Raw genomic sequence first — 15015 nt, forward strand, 5'->3', positions numbered from 1 at the left:
CGGCGTACTGAATTCCCCGCCTTCGGGGAATGACAGTGGAGCTAATGGGGTTACTGGCCCCACACTTCCTTGGCGATCTCGACCGCAAGGCTGAGCTTGGCCCATTGCTCTTCCTCGGAGAGGATGTTGCCCTCCTCGGTCGAGGCGAAGCCGCATTGCGGCGACAGCGCGAGCTGCTCCAGCGGGGCGAACTTGGCGGCTTCTTCCAGGCGGCGCTTGATGTCGTCCTTCTTCTCGAGCTCGCCGAACTTCGAGGTGATGACACCGACCACGACGACCTTGTTGCCCTTGGGCAGGAAGCGCAGCGGCTCGAAGCCGCCGGCGCGGTCACTGTCGTATTCGAGGAAATAGCCGTCGTAATTGGTACCAGCGAGCATGGTCTCGGCAACCGGCTCGTAGCCGCCCGAAGAGATCCAGGTCGAGCGGAAATTGCCGCGGCAGACATGCGTCGTCACCACCATGTCGGCGGGCTTCTCGGCCAGCGCGTAGTTGATGATGCGAGCATAGATCTGCTGGAGGCCGTCCGGATTGTCGCCGCGCTCGCGCGCCTTCTGCAACTCGTCCTGCGAGCAGAGATAGGCCCAGACGGTATCGTCGAACTGGAGATAGCGGCAGCCGGCGTCGTAGAACGCCTTCACCGCCTTGCGGTAGGTCTTGCCGAGGTCCTCGTAGAAGGCGTCGAGATCCGGATAGACCTCCTTGGAGATCGACTTGCGGCCGCCGCGGAAATGCAGCACCGCCGGCGACGGGATCGTCATCTTGGCGGTGACGTGGGCCTGGTCGGCATACTTCTTCAGGAAGCGGAAATGATCCAGCATCGGGTGGTTGTCGGGGAAGTCGAGCCTGCCGACCACACGAACCGCATCATGGCGCGTCTCCACGCCCGCAAACTGGATGCCGGTGTCGGGGTGGAACAGTTCGCAGCCGGTGAGCTTGGCCAGGAAGTCGAAATGCCACCAGGAGCGGCGGAATTCGCCGTCGGTCGCGAGCTTGAGCCCGATCGAAGCCTGCTTGTGCACGACCTTCTCGATCTCCATGTCCTCGATCTTGCGCAGATCGTCGGCCGAGATCTCGCCCTTCTCGAGACGGCTGCGCGCTTCCTTGATCTTGGCCGGACGCAGAAGGCTGCCGACCTCGTCGGCGCGGAAGGGGGCTTTGGTTCGCTGCATTTGTTACTCCCGGGATATTTTCTATCGCGTTTTCAAGCGAAGTGGCTACCGGTTCACGTTAAGAAAACGCGTCGGACAAGTTAGTGGGCCGCCGCCCCGGCGACGCCGAGGTGACGCTCCAGGACCGAGGGGTCGGCCTTCAGCGCGGCGCTCGGGGCGTCGTGGACGATCGTTCCGCGCTCCAATATCACAACGCGGTCGGCCAGCCCCAGAATCTTTTGCGCATTCTGCTCGACGATGATCGAGCAGATGCCGCCCGCCCGGGTAATGGTCCCGATTGCTTTCAGGAGCTCCTCAACGATGATGGGGGCAAGCCCCTCAGTCGGCTCGTCCAGCAGCAGGACCTTCGGGTTGAGGGTGAGCGCGCGGCCGATCGCGAGCATCTGCTGCTCGCCGCCGGAGAGCTGGTTGCCAAAATTGCTGCGCCGCTCCTTCAGCCGCGGGAACATCTCGTAGACCTTCTCGACCGTCCATGGGCCGGGCTGCGCCACCGCGGTCATGTTCTCCTCGACCGTGAGCGAGCGGAAGATGTTGCGCTCCTGCGGCACCCAGCCAATGCCGGCGCGCGCGCGCTGGTCCGGCCGCATGGCCGTGACGTCGACCCCGGCGAGCGCGATGGAGCCGGAGAAGCGGCGGGTGACGCCGACGATGGAATTGATCAGCGTGGTCTTGCCGGTGCCGTTGCGGCCGAGCAGCGCCAGCACCTGCCCCTCGGCGAGGCGCAAGGACATGTTGGGCAGCACCACGGCTTCGCCATAGCCGGCGCGAAGCGAGTCGATCGCGAGCAGGTCAGACATTGACCGCCTCCTCGCCGAGATAGACTGCCTTGACCTGCGGATCGCGCGCGACCTGTTCGGGCGGCCCCTCCGTGAGCAGCGCGCCCGAGACCAGCACCGAGATACGGTCGGCAAAGGAGAACACGAGGTCCATGTCGTGCTCGATCAGCAGCACGGTGACGTCGCGCGGCAGCGCGCCGACGACCGTCAGAATGTCGTGGCGCTCGCTCTCGGGCACGCCGGCGGCAGGCTCGTCCAGCAGCAGCACGCGCGGCTTGGCCGCGATTGCGACTGCAATCTCGAGCAGGCGCTGCTTGCCGTAAGGCAGTGTCACGGTCTGCTCGTTCATGACGTCGAGCAGATGGAAGCGCGTGAGCAGATCGGCAATCTCGCCATTGACGTCGCTGCGAGTGCCCATCCGCCGCCACCAGTCGCCGCCATGGCCAAGGCGCTCGGAGACGGCAAGGCCGATGGTTTCGAGCGGGGTCAGGTCGGGATAGAGCTGATTGATCTGGAAGGTGCGCGACAGGCCGCGCAGCACGCGCTTGTGCACGGGCAGATCCGTGATGTCCTGGCCTTCGAGCACGATGCGGCCCGAGTTCGGCTTGAGCACGCCGGTGAGCTGGTTGATGACGGTGGTCTTGCCCGCGCCATTGGGGCCGATCAGCGCGTGACGGGCGCCCTGCTCGACCTTGAGCGACAGGTCGCGGGTGACTCGCAGACCGCCGAACTGCTTTTCGAGATTCTTCGTTTCGAGCGCGATAGTCATGCGTCGCTCTCCGGCACAGCAACAACGGCCTTGCGCCCGGCCACCTGCTTGATGATCAGGTTCGGCACATAAAGTACCCAGCCGTGCAGGCGCTGGCGGCCGATCAGCACGATCACGACCAGCACGAGGCCGATCCAGAACTGCCAATATTGCGGGGTGATGGTCGAGAACAATTCCTGGAGCATGCGGAACACGACCGCGCCGATCAGCCCGCCATAGAGATAGCCGGTGCCGCCGATCACGAGCACCAGCATCAGATCGGCGGAGCGCTCGAACGCAAACACGTCGAGCGAGGCGATCGCGGTGGTCTGGGTGAACAGTGCGCCTGCGATGCCGGCATAGAACGCCGCCAGCGTGTAGATCGCGATCAGGCGGCGGTTGACCGGAATGCCGATCGCGGCGGCCCGCAGCGGATTGTTCTTGATCGCACGTAGCGACAGGCCGAACGGCGAATGCACGACGCGGCGCGCGAACAGGAACAGGAGGAACAACACAGCCAGTGAGTAGAAGAAGCCGGCTTTCCCGAACATGTCGAACGGGATCTCGCCGAAGATCGGCTGCATCTCGATGCCTTGCAGGCCGTCGGTGCCACCGGTGATATTGGAGAAGCGCTCGGCCAGTGCTTCCAGCAGCAGGGCGATGCCGAGCGTCACCATCAGTCGGGTCAGGTCGACGCCGCGGATCACCAGGAAACTGGTGGCAAAGCCGAGCACCATCGCGGCAAGGCCGGAGGCGACGAGCGCCAGCACGGGCTCTTTGATGATGCCGTGCAGCGCGAGGAGCCCCGCCGCATAGGCGCCGACGCCGAAGAATGCGGCATGGCCGAGCGAGACGATGCCGGCATAGCCGAGGATAAGATCGAGCGACATCGTGAACAGCGCCAGCCGCAGGATGTCGGTCATGATCAGATAGCGCGCGGGGAAGGCGAAGCCGCAGGCCAGCAAGATGAGCCAGAAGGCGATTTCGCCAAAGTGCCAGCGCGCCTGGCGCTGGGCGTGATAACCGACGTCGGAGGAGGCGCTCATCGGCAAACTCAGCGCGCGGCCGTGCGGCCGAACAAGCCGTTCGGGCGCCAGATCAGGATCACGATCATCATGGTGTAGATCACGAAGGGGCCCATCTTTGGCACGTAGTACTTGCCGGCGACGTCGCCGATGCCGAGCAGGAGCGAGGCCAAAAACGGCCCTGTGATCGAGGACGACCCGCCGACGGTGACCACGATCAGGAAGTAGATCATGAACTTCAGGGGAAAGTACGGATCGAGGCCGAGGATCTCGGCGCTCAGCGCGCCGCCGAGGCCGGCGAGCCCGCAACCAAAGGCAAAGGTGAACGCGAACACCTGCGGCACGTTGATGCCGAGCCCGCTGGCAGCGCGCGGATCGTCAACGGCGGCGCGCAGACGGCTGCCGAAGCGGGTCTTGGCCAGCACCATCTGCAAAGCGATGGTGAGCAAGCCGCAGATCACAATGATCATCAGCCGGTAGCGGCCGATGCCGACGCCGAACACGTCGAACTGGCCCTGGAGCGCGGCCGGCAAATTGATGAAGACGCGCGAGGATCCCTGGATGTAGTCGACGGCCGCGACGGACATGAAGGTCAGGCCGATGGTGAACAGAACCTGGTCGAGATGGCTGCGCGCATAGAGGTGGCGGTAGAGCGTGCGTTCGAGCGCAATGCCGATCGCGGCCGCGGAGACGAAGGCGAGCGGCAGGGCGGCGAAGAACGGCCAGCCCATCCGGTTGACCAGCACCATGCAGATATAGCCCCCGGCCATCGCGAAGGCGCCATGGGCAAGATTGACGAAGTTCATCAGGCCGAGCGTGACTGCAAGCCCGCAAGCGAGCACGAACAGCAGCATGCCGTAGGCAACGCCATCGAACAGGTTGGTGAGGATTGCGGTCATCGGGAGCAGATCGTTGTCGAAAAAGTATCAGGTCTAGCGGAGTAGGCTGCTCTGCTCCTCTCCCGCTTGCGGGAGAGGGCTGGGGTGAGGGTATCTCGGCAACGGGACAATCCCCAACTTGAAAAGAGCCCTCACCCTGCACTTCGCGATAGCCGAGGCTTCGCCTCGGCGACTCTTAAAGGACGGCCACCAAAGGTGGCCTACGCTCTCCCGCAAGCGGGAGAGGTTTAGAAGAGCGCATCACTTCTTGGTCTTGCCGAGATCCTTGACGGCCTCGAAGGTCGCGAACTCGACATTGTAGAGCTCGCCGTCGACCTTCTCGACTTTACGGATGTATATGTTCTGCACGATGTCGCGGGTCTCGGGATCGATCGAGATCGGGCCGCGCGGGCTCTCCCACTTCTGTCCCTTCATGGCTTCGATCAGCTTGTCGCCGTTGGTGTCTCCGCCCGTCTTCTTGAGCGCTTCGTAGATCAGGTGGATGCCGTCATAGCCGCTCACCGCCATGAAGCCCGGACGGTTGCCGAAGGCTTTCTTGTAAGCGGCAACAAAATCCTTGTTCATCTGCGAGGGATGCGCCGCGGAGTAGAGATGCGCGGTGACCGTGCCGAGCACGGCGTCGCCCATGTTGTTGAGCAGGTCGTCGTCAGTGACATCGCCCGGTCCGATTACTTTGATGCCGGCCTTGTCGAGACCACGCTCGGCATACTGCTTCATGAAGTTGCCGCCCTGGCCGGCCGGCACGAACACGAAGATCGCGTCAGGCTTGGCGTCTTTCATGCGCTGGAGGAACGGCGCGAAGTCGGGGTTTTGCAGCGGCACCTTGACCTCTTCGACCACCTCGCCGCCACCGGCGGTGAAATTCTGCTTGAAGAAGTTCAGCGCGTCATTACCCGGCGCGTAGTCCGAGGTCAGCGTTGCCACCTTCTTGATGCCGTTCTTGACCGCCCAATCGCCGATGATGGTCGAGGACTGCGCAAGCGTGAAGCTGGTTCGCACGATGTAGGGCGAACGCTCGGTGATGATGGAGGTGCCGGCCGCCATGACGACTTCCGGAAGCTTGGCCTGCGTTGCGAGCGGCGCCGCCGCGAGCGCGGCGGGCGTCACGCCGAAGCCGGCGATGAAATTGACCTTGTCGTTGACGATCAGTTCCTGCGCGGCGGTCTTCGTCTTGTCGGGAATCGCGGCGTCATCCTTGACGATGATCTCGATCTTCTTGCCGGCGACGGTGTCGCCCTTCTGCTGCATGTAGAGCTTGATCGCGTTCTCGATCTGCTTGCCGGTCGAGGCCTGGCCGCCGGTCATCGGCAGAATCAGACCGATCTTCACGGCGTCCTGCGCCTTCGCAGGCGCGATGGCGGCGAGGCCCGCGATGGCGGCCGCTGCTGCCGTCCGTGAAAACGTTTTGAGCTCGAACATCAGATGTCCCTCCCCTTCATTCCTGACCTCTTGTGCATCGAACCGAGTGCCCGGTCCTTGCCTTTACCGTAGCGCGCACGCGCCATGTCGCCGCGCCACATGGCGTCTTTCGCGCCCTTATTGTCAATCGGACGTTTGGCGACCATTCGGCGCAAGCCGCGCGCTCCGATTGTCGACGGCGGCAAGCGGCATCGGGATTACGCCGTCGAGCCGAGCGTCCAGATTGAGGCCGCCGCCATTTGTACGATTGTACAAATAAAATGGACCTGTCAACGAAAACTCGTTGCCCTCGGTCACGCCACTTTGTCGCGAGCCTCGGCCCGCAGTCCAGAAGCGCGACGGACTGCGTGGATGGAGGATTCGTCATTCTTTTGCAGAATGTGTACCTCAGCGAGGCCTTGATCGACGCGCCTCGGTAATAAAATACCCACCTCGAATAAGTCTATTTTGCCGTGTTGAAGGCTATTCTCCTCGCGCCGGCCCGGTCCGGCGTCCAACGACCGAACGCGCGCGCACCGATACAATGCCCAAGATTCTTCGTTCCGTCCTCGTCCTCGCTGCCCTCGCAGCGGGGCTGGCCGGCTGCGGCACCGTCAACGAAAGACTCTCTGCTGGCATGGGCGACTACGTCCCGCAATGGGCCGGCGGCCTGCCGGCGGATGCCCCGCCCCGGCCGGGCACTCCGCAATACGACGCCTACATGAAGGAGCGCGAACGCAAGCGGCTGATGCCTGCAGCCGATCGCGAAAAGGAAGAGCAGGCGCAGAAGGGCGCGACGGGATCTTCGTCAGGCAGCGCGCTGCGGTAGGCGGTCATTCCGGGGCGATGCGTCAGCATCGGACTATGGCGCGCAGTTGCGCACCTGAGAATCTCGAGATTCCGGGTTCGCCTCTTTGAGGCGCCCCGGAATGACAGCGCATCAATCCACAAACACCACCGTCTTGCGGCCATTGAGGATGACCCGGTCGTCGAGGTGATAGCGGATCGCGCGGGCCAGCACACGGCGCTCGATGTCGCGGCCCTTGCGGACCAGGTTTTCGGGCGTATCGCGATGGCTGATGCGCTCGACGTCCTGGTCGATGATCGGACCCTCGTCGAGATCACGCGTGACGTAATGCGCGGTCGCGCCGATCAGCTTGACGCCGCGCTCGTGGGCCTGGTGATAGGGCTTTGCGCCCTTGAAGCCCGGCAGGAATGAGTGGTGAATGTTGATACAGCGCCCCGACAGTTTTGCCGAGAGATCGTCCGACAGGATCTGCATGTAGCGGGCGAGCACGACGAGATCGGTGCCTGTGCGGGCGACGAGGTCGAGGATCTGCGCCTCCTGCTCGCGCTTGGTCTCCTTGGTCACCGGCAGATGGTGGAACGGAATGCCGCCGAAATCGAGCCCGGCATAGACCTCGCGCGGATGGTTGGAGACGATCGCGGTGGGAATCATTGGCAATTCGCCGGTGCGCCAGCGGTAGAGGATGTCGACCAGGCAGTGGTCCGACTTCGACACCAGCAGCATAACCTTGCGGTGCGCGGCGCGGTCGCGCATCTGCCATTCCATGCTGAAACGTTCGGCGATTGCCGCAAAGCCGGTCTGGAGCGCCGACAACTCCACGGCGAGATCGGCCGCGGTGAAGACCACGCGCATGAAAAACTTTTTGGTCTCGACATCGTCGAACTGCTGGGCGTCGAGAATGTTCTGTCCATTGTGGGCGAGGAACGTCGACACAGCCGACACGATGCCCGGGCGATCCGGACAGGACAGGGTCAGGACATATTGATGATCGGGCATGTCTCTTGATGAAGGTTTGGGCAAAGGCCCGCGGAACTAGCTGCGATTTGCGGCCTCCTCTAGCACCGACGCCGCCCTTGCGCCAATCCCAAGCGCGGAGTCAGGATGAACGTACCATTGCGATTTGACTGACCGGAGCACGCCTATGGCCGATCGCTTGAACGGCACCCGCATTCTCATCCTGGAGACGCGCGAGGAGGCGCAGTTTTCGAGGCTTCTCGCCGAGCAAGGCGCCGAGGTCGTGCAGTGCCCGATGTTCACCATTCACGATGCGCCGGACCCCGCACCCGTCGAGGCCTGGGTCCGCCGCGCCATCGACAGGCCGTTCGACGACCTCGTGTTGATGACCGGCGAAGGCCTGCGCCGGATCATGAAGCTCGCCGTCGCTCGTGGGCTCGATCGGGCTCTCGTGGCAGCGCTTGCCAAATCGCGAAAATTCACCCGCGGCCCAAAGCCCGGCAAGGCGCTGCGCGAGATCGGCCTCGAGGCGCAGCAGACCACGGAGAAGCCGACCACCGAGGGCGTCATCGAGATGCTGGGCAGGCTCGACTTGAAGGGCCGGCGGCTTGGCCTTCAGCTCTATCCGGACAAGGACCACAGCGCGCTGACCGGCGCGCTCGTCGCGCAAGGCGCCGAGGTCGATACCGTGCTGCCGTATGTTTACGATTCCAAGGCGGCGGATGCCAACATCGTCACGGCCATCGACGACATGGCCGAGGGGCGGATCGATTGCATCGCGCTGACCAATCTCGGCCAGGTCCGCCGCCTGATCGAGGCCGCGAAAGCGCATGGCATCGAGGCGAAGTTGCGCGCAGGCCTCGAACGGACGCTGATCGCCTCGGTAGGTCCGGCGGTCTCCGGCGAACTCGCCGCGCACGGCCTGCGTACAGACATCTCACCGCCAGAGGACGCCTTCTTCATGCGTCCGCTGATCTCGGCGATGGCCGCGGCGCTGGCAGAACGGAAGCCAGTGGCGACGCGTTGATCCGCGGGGCCAGGTCTCCGCAATCCGGTCGCGCGCTTGCGGTGGGCCGGCGCGCTGAAACGGCGGCGCATGGCGGCATGCGGCAGCTTCGATTGACACCGGCGTCACCAACGCTACCTTCTCGCGCAGAAGAAGAAACAAAGTAAAGGAATCGCCGTGACACGCGTCATCGCGTCGTGAGCGCAGCCGCGCGACGATCGGCGCTCGCGCCATTCCGCATCCGCAATTATCGCTTCCAGTGGCCGTCCGACCTGCTTACCTCCTGGGCATTCGAGGTCGAGACGCTGGTGCTCGGCTGGTACATCCTGGTCGAGACCGGCTCAGTGCTGCTGCTCACCGTGCTTGCATCGCTCCAGTTCGTCGGGACGCTGGTCGCGCCGGTATTCGGCATGATCGGCGACCGCATGGGTCATCGCGACCTGCTGGTCGCGATGCGCCTCGCCTATACGGTGCTCTCGTCGACCATCATGGCTCTGGCGTTGACCGGTCATTTGTCGCCGCTCAGTGTCATGGTCATCGTCGCGATCATGGGCCTGATTCGGCCCTCGGATCTCGGCGTCCGGGGCGCGCTGCTTGCCGAGATCATGCCGGCCGAGCAACTGGTCGGCGCCATCAGTGTTGCGCGTACCACCCAGGACAGCGCCCGCATCGCCGGAGCATTGACGGGCGCCGGATTGTTCGCCGTTCTTGGCATTGGCCTCGTCTATGTGGCGATCGCATGCCTCTATCTCGTGGCCGCGCTGCTCATGCTCTGCCTGTCCCGGCCGAAAAGGACCGTCACCACGAGCGATCTCCCGGCGAACAGTCACGCGATGTCCCGATTATTTGCCGACCTCAAGGAGGGGATCGTCTACGCCTGGAATGGCCCGGGAATGCGCGCGGCGCTGTGCGTCGCGTTCCTGGCCAATCTCACCGCATTTCCTTTCACTGGCGGACTGCTGCCCTACATCGCGCGGGAAATCTTTCAGACCGACCAGACCGGCCTCGGCTATCTCTCGGCGAGCTTCGCCGTCGGCTCGCTGATCGGCTCCATCACGCTGAGCTTGGTGAACGGACTGCGCATTGCCCGGCTCCTGATCGGCGCGACGCTGGCCTGGTACGCCATGCTGCTGGTATTCGTCGAGATCAGGACCCTGCCGGTGGCGATGGCCTGCCTCGTCCTCGCCGGTATTGCGCAGAGCATGTCGATGATCTCGGCAGCCGTGATCCTGATGCGGACGGCGAGCGCACATCTGCGCGGCCGCGTCATGGGCGTCCGCATGATGGTGATCTACGGCCTGCCGCTCGGACTACTCGCGGCCGGCAGCCTGATCGATATCATCGGCTATTCCGCCACGGGTTCGCTCTATGCCGCCTCAGGGATCATCGCGATGCTGGCAATCGCGATCCGCTGGCGCGCCGACCTCTGGCCGGTGCACGCCCCCGCCAATGCGCGTTAGTCCCCGTACCCGCGCAGCCGCTCGATATCGAGGATCGTGACGCCGCCATATTCGAGCCGGAGCAGCCCCTCTTTCTCCAGCCGGTTCAACGCGCGGTTGGCGATCTGGCGGGACATGCCGGAGAGCGCGCCGATCTCCTCCTGGGTGATCTCAAGATGCGCAGTCGATTCGGGATAGAGGATCGGGTTGAACAGCGAGGCAATGCTGCGCGCGAGGCGCGCGGTGGCATCAAGCGTGCGGTTGACCTCGAGCATGCCGATGAACTGGCCGAGCCGCTCGTTGAGCTGGCGGACCAGGAAGCGGTTGAAGCCGACACTGTTTTCAAACAGCCACATGAAGGCGCTGCGTTCCATCAGTGCGACCCGGCTGTCGCGCAGCGCGACCACGTCGTAGCGTCGCGGCTCGTTCTTGAGCACGCTGCCTTCGCCGAACCAGGCCCCTGCCGTCAGCCCGGCAAGACTCGTCTCCTTGCCGTCGCGCGACACCCCGCCCATCCGGGCAAGGCCAAAGACCATGCCGGCCCAGTAGCCAAAGGTGTCGCCGCGCATGAACACGGTCTCGCCGGTGCCGTAGGACCGCTCGGTGATTCCGGCGCGTGCGACCTCGATCTCGGCCTCCGTGAGCTCGCGCGACCAGGCGGCGATGCGCTTCAGTTGATCCTCTGAAATCATGATCTCGAAGCCAGCCGCACCGTTTCGTCACTCCGCCCTTCTGCTGCACTGCAACATGATCACCTCGGCCGCCATCCGACCAAAGATGGACGCCGCGCCCGCCCGAAAAACTTTGTCACCGAATTGTCAGGCCGAAGACATTTCAAAATAGCGCTTTCCCGTATTGAGAGCCACCTTGGGCGATGCGGCCTTTGAGCCCTGATGGGAACGAAGGTCGCGCGGCTCCGGTCGAGACCAATGGCTGCATGGCCTCACCAGGACGACCGTACTAGGATCGCCCGAAAACAACGGATGAAGAGCGCAACTGAATGCGCCATCACCGGGAGGGATTTGTTGGTGGGTACTAGTCTAGAAGTGCGCGGCGTGTCCTTGCGATTCGGTGGCGTGCGTGCGCTGACCGATGTGGGCTTCGCCATCAGGCAAGGCGAGCTGTTCTCGATCATCGGGCCCAACGGCGCCGGCAAGACCTCGATCGTGAACTGTATTTCCGGTCGCTACAGGCCGACCGAAGGCCAGCTCCTCTACCAGGGCCGCGACATCACCGGATTGACGCCGAACGCCCGCGCCTCGCTCGGCATCGGCCGTACCTTCCAGAATCTAGCGCTGTTCCACCACATGAGCGTGCTCGACAACATCATGGTCGGGCGCCATCACCTCCTGAAGAACAATTTCCTCACGGGCTCGCTGTACTGGCTCACCGGCGCGCGCAAAGAAGAGCTCGAGCACCGCCGCAAGGTCGAGGAGATCATTGACTTCCTCGATCTCCAATCGGTGCGAAAAGCCACCGCCGGCACCCTCTCCTACGGCTTGCGCAAGCGCGTCGAGCTCGCCCGCGCCATGGCGCTGGAGCCGCGCCTCATCCTCCTCGACGAGCCGATGGCCGGCATGAACTTCGAGGAGAAGGAGGACATGGCGCGCTACATCGTCGATCTCAACGAGGAGTTCGGGATGACGGTGGTGATGATCGAGCACGACATGGGCGTGGTGATGGACATCTCCCATCGCGTCATGGTGCTGGACTTCGGCAAGAAGATCGCCGAGGGCGATCCCGCGGCGGTCCTTGCCGACCCTCACGTCAAGCGTGCCTATCTTGGTGAGGAAGACGAGGTGCTGGTCGATCCGGACGATGCCCCGCCGGCGCAGGAGAGCGCGGCATGATGGATTACGCAGGACGCGTTGCGCAGGCCGACACCTATCCCAAGATGCTCCGGCTCAATGCGAGGGAGCATGGCAACGAGATCGCGCTGCGCGAGAAGAATCTCGGGCTCTGGCGCATCTTCACCTGGAACGACTACCAGACGCGGGTGCGCGACTTCGCGCTCGGGCTCGTCGAGCTCGGCCTCGGCCGCGGCGACGTCGTCGGCATCATCGGCGACAACCGGCCGGACTGGGTCGCGGCGGAAGTCGCGACCCATGCCGTTGGCGGGTTGAGCCTCGGGCTCTATCGCGACGTGCTGGACGAGGAAGCCGCCTATCTCCTGACGTATGGCGAAGCGCAGCTCGTCTTCGCGGAGGACGAGGAGCAGGTCGACAAGCTGCTCACCCTCGCCGAGCGCGTGCCGAAGCTGAAGCACATCATCTATTCCGATCCGCGCGGCATGCGGAAATATGACGATCCCAGGCTGATGTCGGCCGAGAAATTCGCCGAGCTCGGCCGCGCGCGGGCCGTTCGGGATCCGAAGCTTTACGATCGGCTCGTGGATGCGACCAAGGGTGAGGACGTCGCGATCCTCTGCACGACGTCTGGTACCACCTCGCATCCAAAATTGGCGATGCTCGCGGCCGGCCGCGTGCTCGGCCATTGCGCGACTTATCTCGCCTTCGATCCGAAGGGACCTGATGACGAATACGTCTCGGTGCTGCCGCTGCCCTGGATCATGGAGCAGGTCTACGTGCTCGGCAAAGGCCTCTTGTGCCGGATGAAGATCAACTTCGTCGAAGAGCCCGATACGATGATGAACGATCTGCGCGAGATCGCGCCGACCTTCGTATTGTTCGCGCCGCGCGTCTGGGAATCGATCGCAGCCGATGTCCGCGCCAAGGTGATGGACGCCACGCCGTTGAAGCAGCGCCTGTTCGATGTCGGCATGAAATCGGGTCTGGCCGCACTCGCGCAGCGTAAGCGCTCGGGTTTTGCCGACGCGATCTTGTTCCGCGCACTGCGCGACCGGCTCGGTTTCACCCGTCTGCGCTCGGCCGCGACCGGCGGCGCGGCGCTCGGTCCTGAAACGTTCAAGTTCTTCCAGGCGATGGGTGTGCCGCTGCGCACGCTCTATGGCCAGACCGAGCTGTTGGGCGCCTACACGCTGCATCCCGAGGGTAAGGTCGATCCCGACACGACAGGCGTACCAATGGCCGACAATGTCGAGATCCGGATCGACAACGCCGACGTCCACGGCGTCGGCGAGATCGTGGTGCGGCATCCCAACATGTTCCTCGGCTATTACAAGAACCCGGAGGCGAGCGTCGCTGACCTCAAGGACGGGTGGCTCTGCTCGGGCGATGCTGGCTATTTCAACGCTCAGGGGCAACTGGTCGTTATCGACCGTATCAAGGATCTGGCCGAGACATCGCGCGGCGAGCGCTTCTCGCCGCAATTCATCGAGAACAAGCTGAAGTTCTCGCCCTATATCGCCGAGGCGGTGGTGCTGGGCGCCGGCCGCGAGACGCTCGCTGCCATGATCTGCATCCGCTACTCCATCATCTCGAAATGGGCGGAGAAGAACCGGCTCTCGTTCACGACTTACAGCGACCTCGCCTCGCGCGCCGAGGTCTATACGTTGCTGCGCAAGGAGGTGGAGACCGTCAACGCGACGCTGCCGCCGGCCCAGCGCATCTCGCGCTTCCTGCTGCTCTACAAGGAGCTCGACGCCGACGACGGCGAACTCACCCGCACCCGCAAAGTGCGCCGCAGCGTCATCAACGAGAAGTACGCAGGGATCATCGATGCGATCTACCGCGGCGATTCAGACATTCCCGTCGACACCGTGATCCGCTTCCAGGACGGCACCACGCAACGCGTCCGCACGACCCTGCGCGTCGTGGATCTGGGTGGGCACCGGCACATGGCGGAGGCCGCGGAGTGACACGCATGATCGTCATGCGCAGGCTTGACCCGCGCATCCATCCTCTTCCGAGCAAGCTTCCGTCCACATCGATGGATTGCCGGGTCGGGCCCGGCAATGACGAACTGGGGCGACCGACATGAACACCGCCTTCCTCTTTCAGCTCCTTGTCAACGGCCTCGTGGTCGGCACGCTCTACGGCGTGGTCGCGATGTCGTTCGTGCTGATCTACAAGGCGACGCAGGTCGTCAATTTCGCGCAAGGCGAGCTGCTGCTGGTCGGCGCCTGGGTGTGCTGGGCCCTGCTGGCGAAATACCAGGTGCCGTTCTGGATCGGCATGCCGATGACGCTGGTGTTCATGTTCGTTTTCGGCATCGCGGTCCAGGTCCTGATCCTGCGGCCGATGATCGGCGAGCCCATCATCTCGGTGATCATGGTGACGATCGGCCTCTCCACCGTGCTCCAGGCGACGCTGAAATGGATGTTCGGCGTCAATCCGCAGCCGTTCCCGCGCGTGTTCGAGAGCCAGTCGGTCAGCCTGTTCGGCCTTCAGATCCAGACCGTCTATGTCATGAGCCTCGTGGTGTCGGTGGCGATGATGATCGGCATGGCCTGGTTCTTCCGCGCTTCCAAGTATGGTCTTGCGATGCGCGCCACCGCATTCAACCAGCAAGTTGCGCAGTCGCTCGGCATTTCCGTGAAAAGCGTGTTCGCGATGGCCTGGGCGATCTCGGCGACGGTGTCGGCCGTCGCCGGCGTCGTCGTTGCAATCGTGAACGGTGTGTCCTCTGGCCTTGCGGCCTACGGCATCAAAGTGTTTCCGGCGGCGATCCTCGGCGGACTCGATTCGGTCGGCGGCGCCGTGCTCGGCGGCATCATCATTGGGCTACTGGAGAACGTCGCGCAATATGTTGACAGCGAATATCTGCACTGGGGCAATCTCTACGAGATCGCGCCCTTCTACGTCCTCATCATCGTGCTGATGATCAAGCCTTACGGCCTGTTCGGCACCCACGACATCGAGCGGATCTGACCC

The 15015-nt window shown here is 63.7% G+C and carries 14 protein-coding genes; 6 read left to right on the forward strand and 8 right to left on the reverse strand.

Annotated elements, in window-relative coordinates; genetic code table 11:
- Nucleotides 1-50: 50 nt before the first annotated feature.
- From IVA96_RS33860 to IVA96_RS33885, 6 genes are all read right to left on the reverse strand, one after another.
- A complete protein-coding gene (locus tag IVA96_RS33860) occupies nucleotides 51-1169 on the reverse strand; it encodes a cobalamin-independent methionine synthase II family protein (protein ID WP_247334347.1) in 1119 nt (372 codons plus the stop codon).
- Between the two features lie 80 nt (nucleotides 1170-1249).
- Entirely contained in the window at nucleotides 1250-1966 is a 717-nt protein-coding gene (locus IVA96_RS33865) for an ABC transporter ATP-binding protein (RefSeq protein ID WP_247422016.1), read from the reverse strand.
- Entirely contained in the window at nucleotides 1959-2714 is a 756-nt protein-coding gene (locus IVA96_RS33870) for an ABC transporter ATP-binding protein (RefSeq protein ID WP_247422017.1), read from the reverse strand. Before IVA96_RS33870 ends, IVA96_RS33865 begins: the two co-directional genes overlap by 8 nt.
- The gene (locus tag IVA96_RS33875) at nucleotides 2711-3739 is read right to left on the reverse strand and encodes a branched-chain amino acid ABC transporter permease (RefSeq protein WP_247422018.1); all 1029 of its coding nucleotides are present in this window, start codon (nucleotides 3737-3739) and stop codon (nucleotides 2711-2713) included. Before IVA96_RS33875 ends, IVA96_RS33870 begins: the two co-directional genes overlap by 4 nt.
- Nucleotides 3740-3747: 8 nt before the next feature.
- Entirely contained in the window at nucleotides 3748-4617 is an 870-nt protein-coding gene (locus IVA96_RS33880) for a branched-chain amino acid ABC transporter permease (protein WP_247334343.1), read from the reverse strand.
- A gap of 240 nt (nucleotides 4618-4857) precedes the next feature.
- The gene (locus tag IVA96_RS33885) at nucleotides 4858-6036 is read right to left on the reverse strand and encodes an ABC transporter substrate-binding protein (protein WP_247422019.1); all 1179 of its coding nucleotides are present in this window, start codon (nucleotides 6034-6036) and stop codon (nucleotides 4858-4860) included.
- Between the two features lie 523 nt (nucleotides 6037-6559).
- Between IVA96_RS33885 and IVA96_RS33890 the strand changes: the two genes are divergently transcribed.
- A complete protein-coding gene (locus IVA96_RS33890; RefSeq protein WP_247422020.1) occupies nucleotides 6560-6844 on the forward strand; it encodes a hypothetical protein in 285 nt (94 codons plus the stop codon).
- Nucleotides 6845-6955: 111 nt separating this feature from the next.
- On the opposite strand, the gene purU is transcribed toward IVA96_RS33890, so the two are convergent.
- Nucleotides 6956-7819, reverse strand: a complete 864-nt coding sequence (purU, locus tag IVA96_RS33895; protein ID WP_247422021.1) for a formyltetrahydrofolate deformylase — start codon at nucleotides 7817-7819, stop codon at nucleotides 6956-6958.
- A 145-nt stretch (nucleotides 7820-7964) separates the two neighbouring features.
- Here purU and IVA96_RS33900 point away from each other — a divergent pair, with 145 nt between their 5' ends.
- Complete coding sequence (locus IVA96_RS33900) at nucleotides 7965-8804, forward strand: uroporphyrinogen-III synthase (protein WP_247422023.1); 840 nt, start codon at nucleotides 7965-7967, stop codon at nucleotides 8802-8804.
- A gap of 176 nt (nucleotides 8805-8980) precedes the next feature.
- On the forward strand, nucleotides 8981-10243 hold the full coding sequence (locus IVA96_RS33905; RefSeq protein ID WP_247422025.1) for an MFS transporter: 1263 nt from the start codon (nucleotides 8981-8983) through the stop codon (nucleotides 10241-10243).
- Here the strand turns inward: IVA96_RS33905 and IVA96_RS33910 are convergent.
- Nucleotides 10240-10914, reverse strand: coding sequence for a Crp/Fnr family transcriptional regulator (locus IVA96_RS33910; RefSeq protein WP_247334337.1), 675 nt, complete (start codon nucleotides 10912-10914; stop codon nucleotides 10240-10242). The genes IVA96_RS33905 and IVA96_RS33910 overlap by 4 nt on opposite strands.
- 336 nt (nucleotides 10915-11250) lie before the next feature.
- On the opposite strand from IVA96_RS33910, the gene IVA96_RS33915 reads away from it, so the two are divergent.
- The 3 genes from IVA96_RS33915 (at nucleotide 11251) to IVA96_RS33925 (ending at nucleotide 15012) form a co-directional block, all read left to right on the forward strand.
- Nucleotides 11251-12072, forward strand: coding sequence for an ABC transporter ATP-binding protein (locus IVA96_RS33915; RefSeq protein ID WP_247334335.1), 822 nt, complete (start codon nucleotides 11251-11253; stop codon nucleotides 12070-12072).
- Nucleotides 12069-14000 carry a long-chain fatty acid--CoA ligase gene (locus IVA96_RS33920; protein WP_247422027.1) on the forward strand — a complete coding sequence of 644 codons (1932 nt, stop codon included), beginning with the start codon at nucleotides 12069-12071 and terminating at the stop codon, nucleotides 13998-14000. The genes IVA96_RS33915 and IVA96_RS33920 overlap by 4 nt, the downstream gene beginning before the upstream one ends.
- A gap of 118 nt (nucleotides 14001-14118) precedes the next feature.
- Nucleotides 14119-15012: a branched-chain amino acid ABC transporter permease gene (locus tag IVA96_RS33925; RefSeq protein WP_247422029.1), complete on the forward strand. Its 894-nt coding sequence runs from the start codon at nucleotides 14119-14121 to the stop codon at nucleotides 15010-15012.
- The last annotated feature ends 3 nt before the right edge of the window (nucleotides 15013-15015 follow it).

Origin of the sequence: Bradyrhizobium sp. 159 (assembly GCF_023073795.1) — a bacterium.
Taxonomy (GTDB): domain Bacteria; phylum Pseudomonadota; class Alphaproteobacteria; order Rhizobiales; family Xanthobacteraceae; genus Bradyrhizobium.

Bases quoted from the DNA above. Each gene is read 5' to 3' on its own strand.
- IVA96_RS33865 (WP_247422016.1), bottom strand. From the start codon at position 1,966: ATGTCTGACCTGCTCGCGATCGACTCGCTTCGCGCCGGCTATGGCGAA.
- IVA96_RS33910 (WP_247334337.1), bottom strand. From the start codon at position 10,914: ATGATTTCAGAGGATCAACTGAAGCGCATCGCCGCCTGGTCGCGCGAG.
- IVA96_RS33875 (WP_247422018.1), bottom strand. From the start codon at position 3,739: ATGAGCGCCTCCTCCGACGTCGGTTATCACGCCCAGCGCCAGGCGCGC.
- IVA96_RS33880 (WP_247334343.1), bottom strand. From the start codon at position 4,617: ATGACCGCAATCCTCACCAACCTGTTCGATGGCGTTGCCTACGGCATG.
- IVA96_RS33885 (WP_247422019.1), bottom strand. From the start codon at position 6,036: ATGTTCGAGCTCAAAACGTTTTCACGGACGGCAGCAGCGGCCGCCATC.
- IVA96_RS33860 (WP_247334347.1), bottom strand. From the start codon at position 1,169: ATGCAGCGAACCAAAGCCCCCTTCCGCGCCGACGAGGTCGGCAGCCTT.
- IVA96_RS33900 (WP_247422023.1), top strand. From the start codon at position 7,965: ATGGCCGATCGCTTGAACGGCACCCGCATTCTCATCCTGGAGACGCGC.
- IVA96_RS33870 (WP_247422017.1), bottom strand. From the start codon at position 2,714: ATGACTATCGCGCTCGAAACGAAGAATCTCGAAAAGCAGTTCGGCGGT.
- IVA96_RS33925 (WP_247422029.1), top strand. From the start codon at position 14,119: ATGAACACCGCCTTCCTCTTTCAGCTCCTTGTCAACGGCCTCGTGGTC.
- IVA96_RS33890 (WP_247422020.1), top strand. From the start codon at position 6,560: ATGCCCAAGATTCTTCGTTCCGTCCTCGTCCTCGCTGCCCTCGCAGCG.
- purU (WP_247422021.1), bottom strand. From the start codon at position 7,819: ATGCCCGATCATCAATATGTCCTGACCCTGTCCTGTCCGGATCGCCCG.
- IVA96_RS33920 (WP_247422027.1), top strand. From the start codon at position 12,069: ATGATGGATTACGCAGGACGCGTTGCGCAGGCCGACACCTATCCCAAG.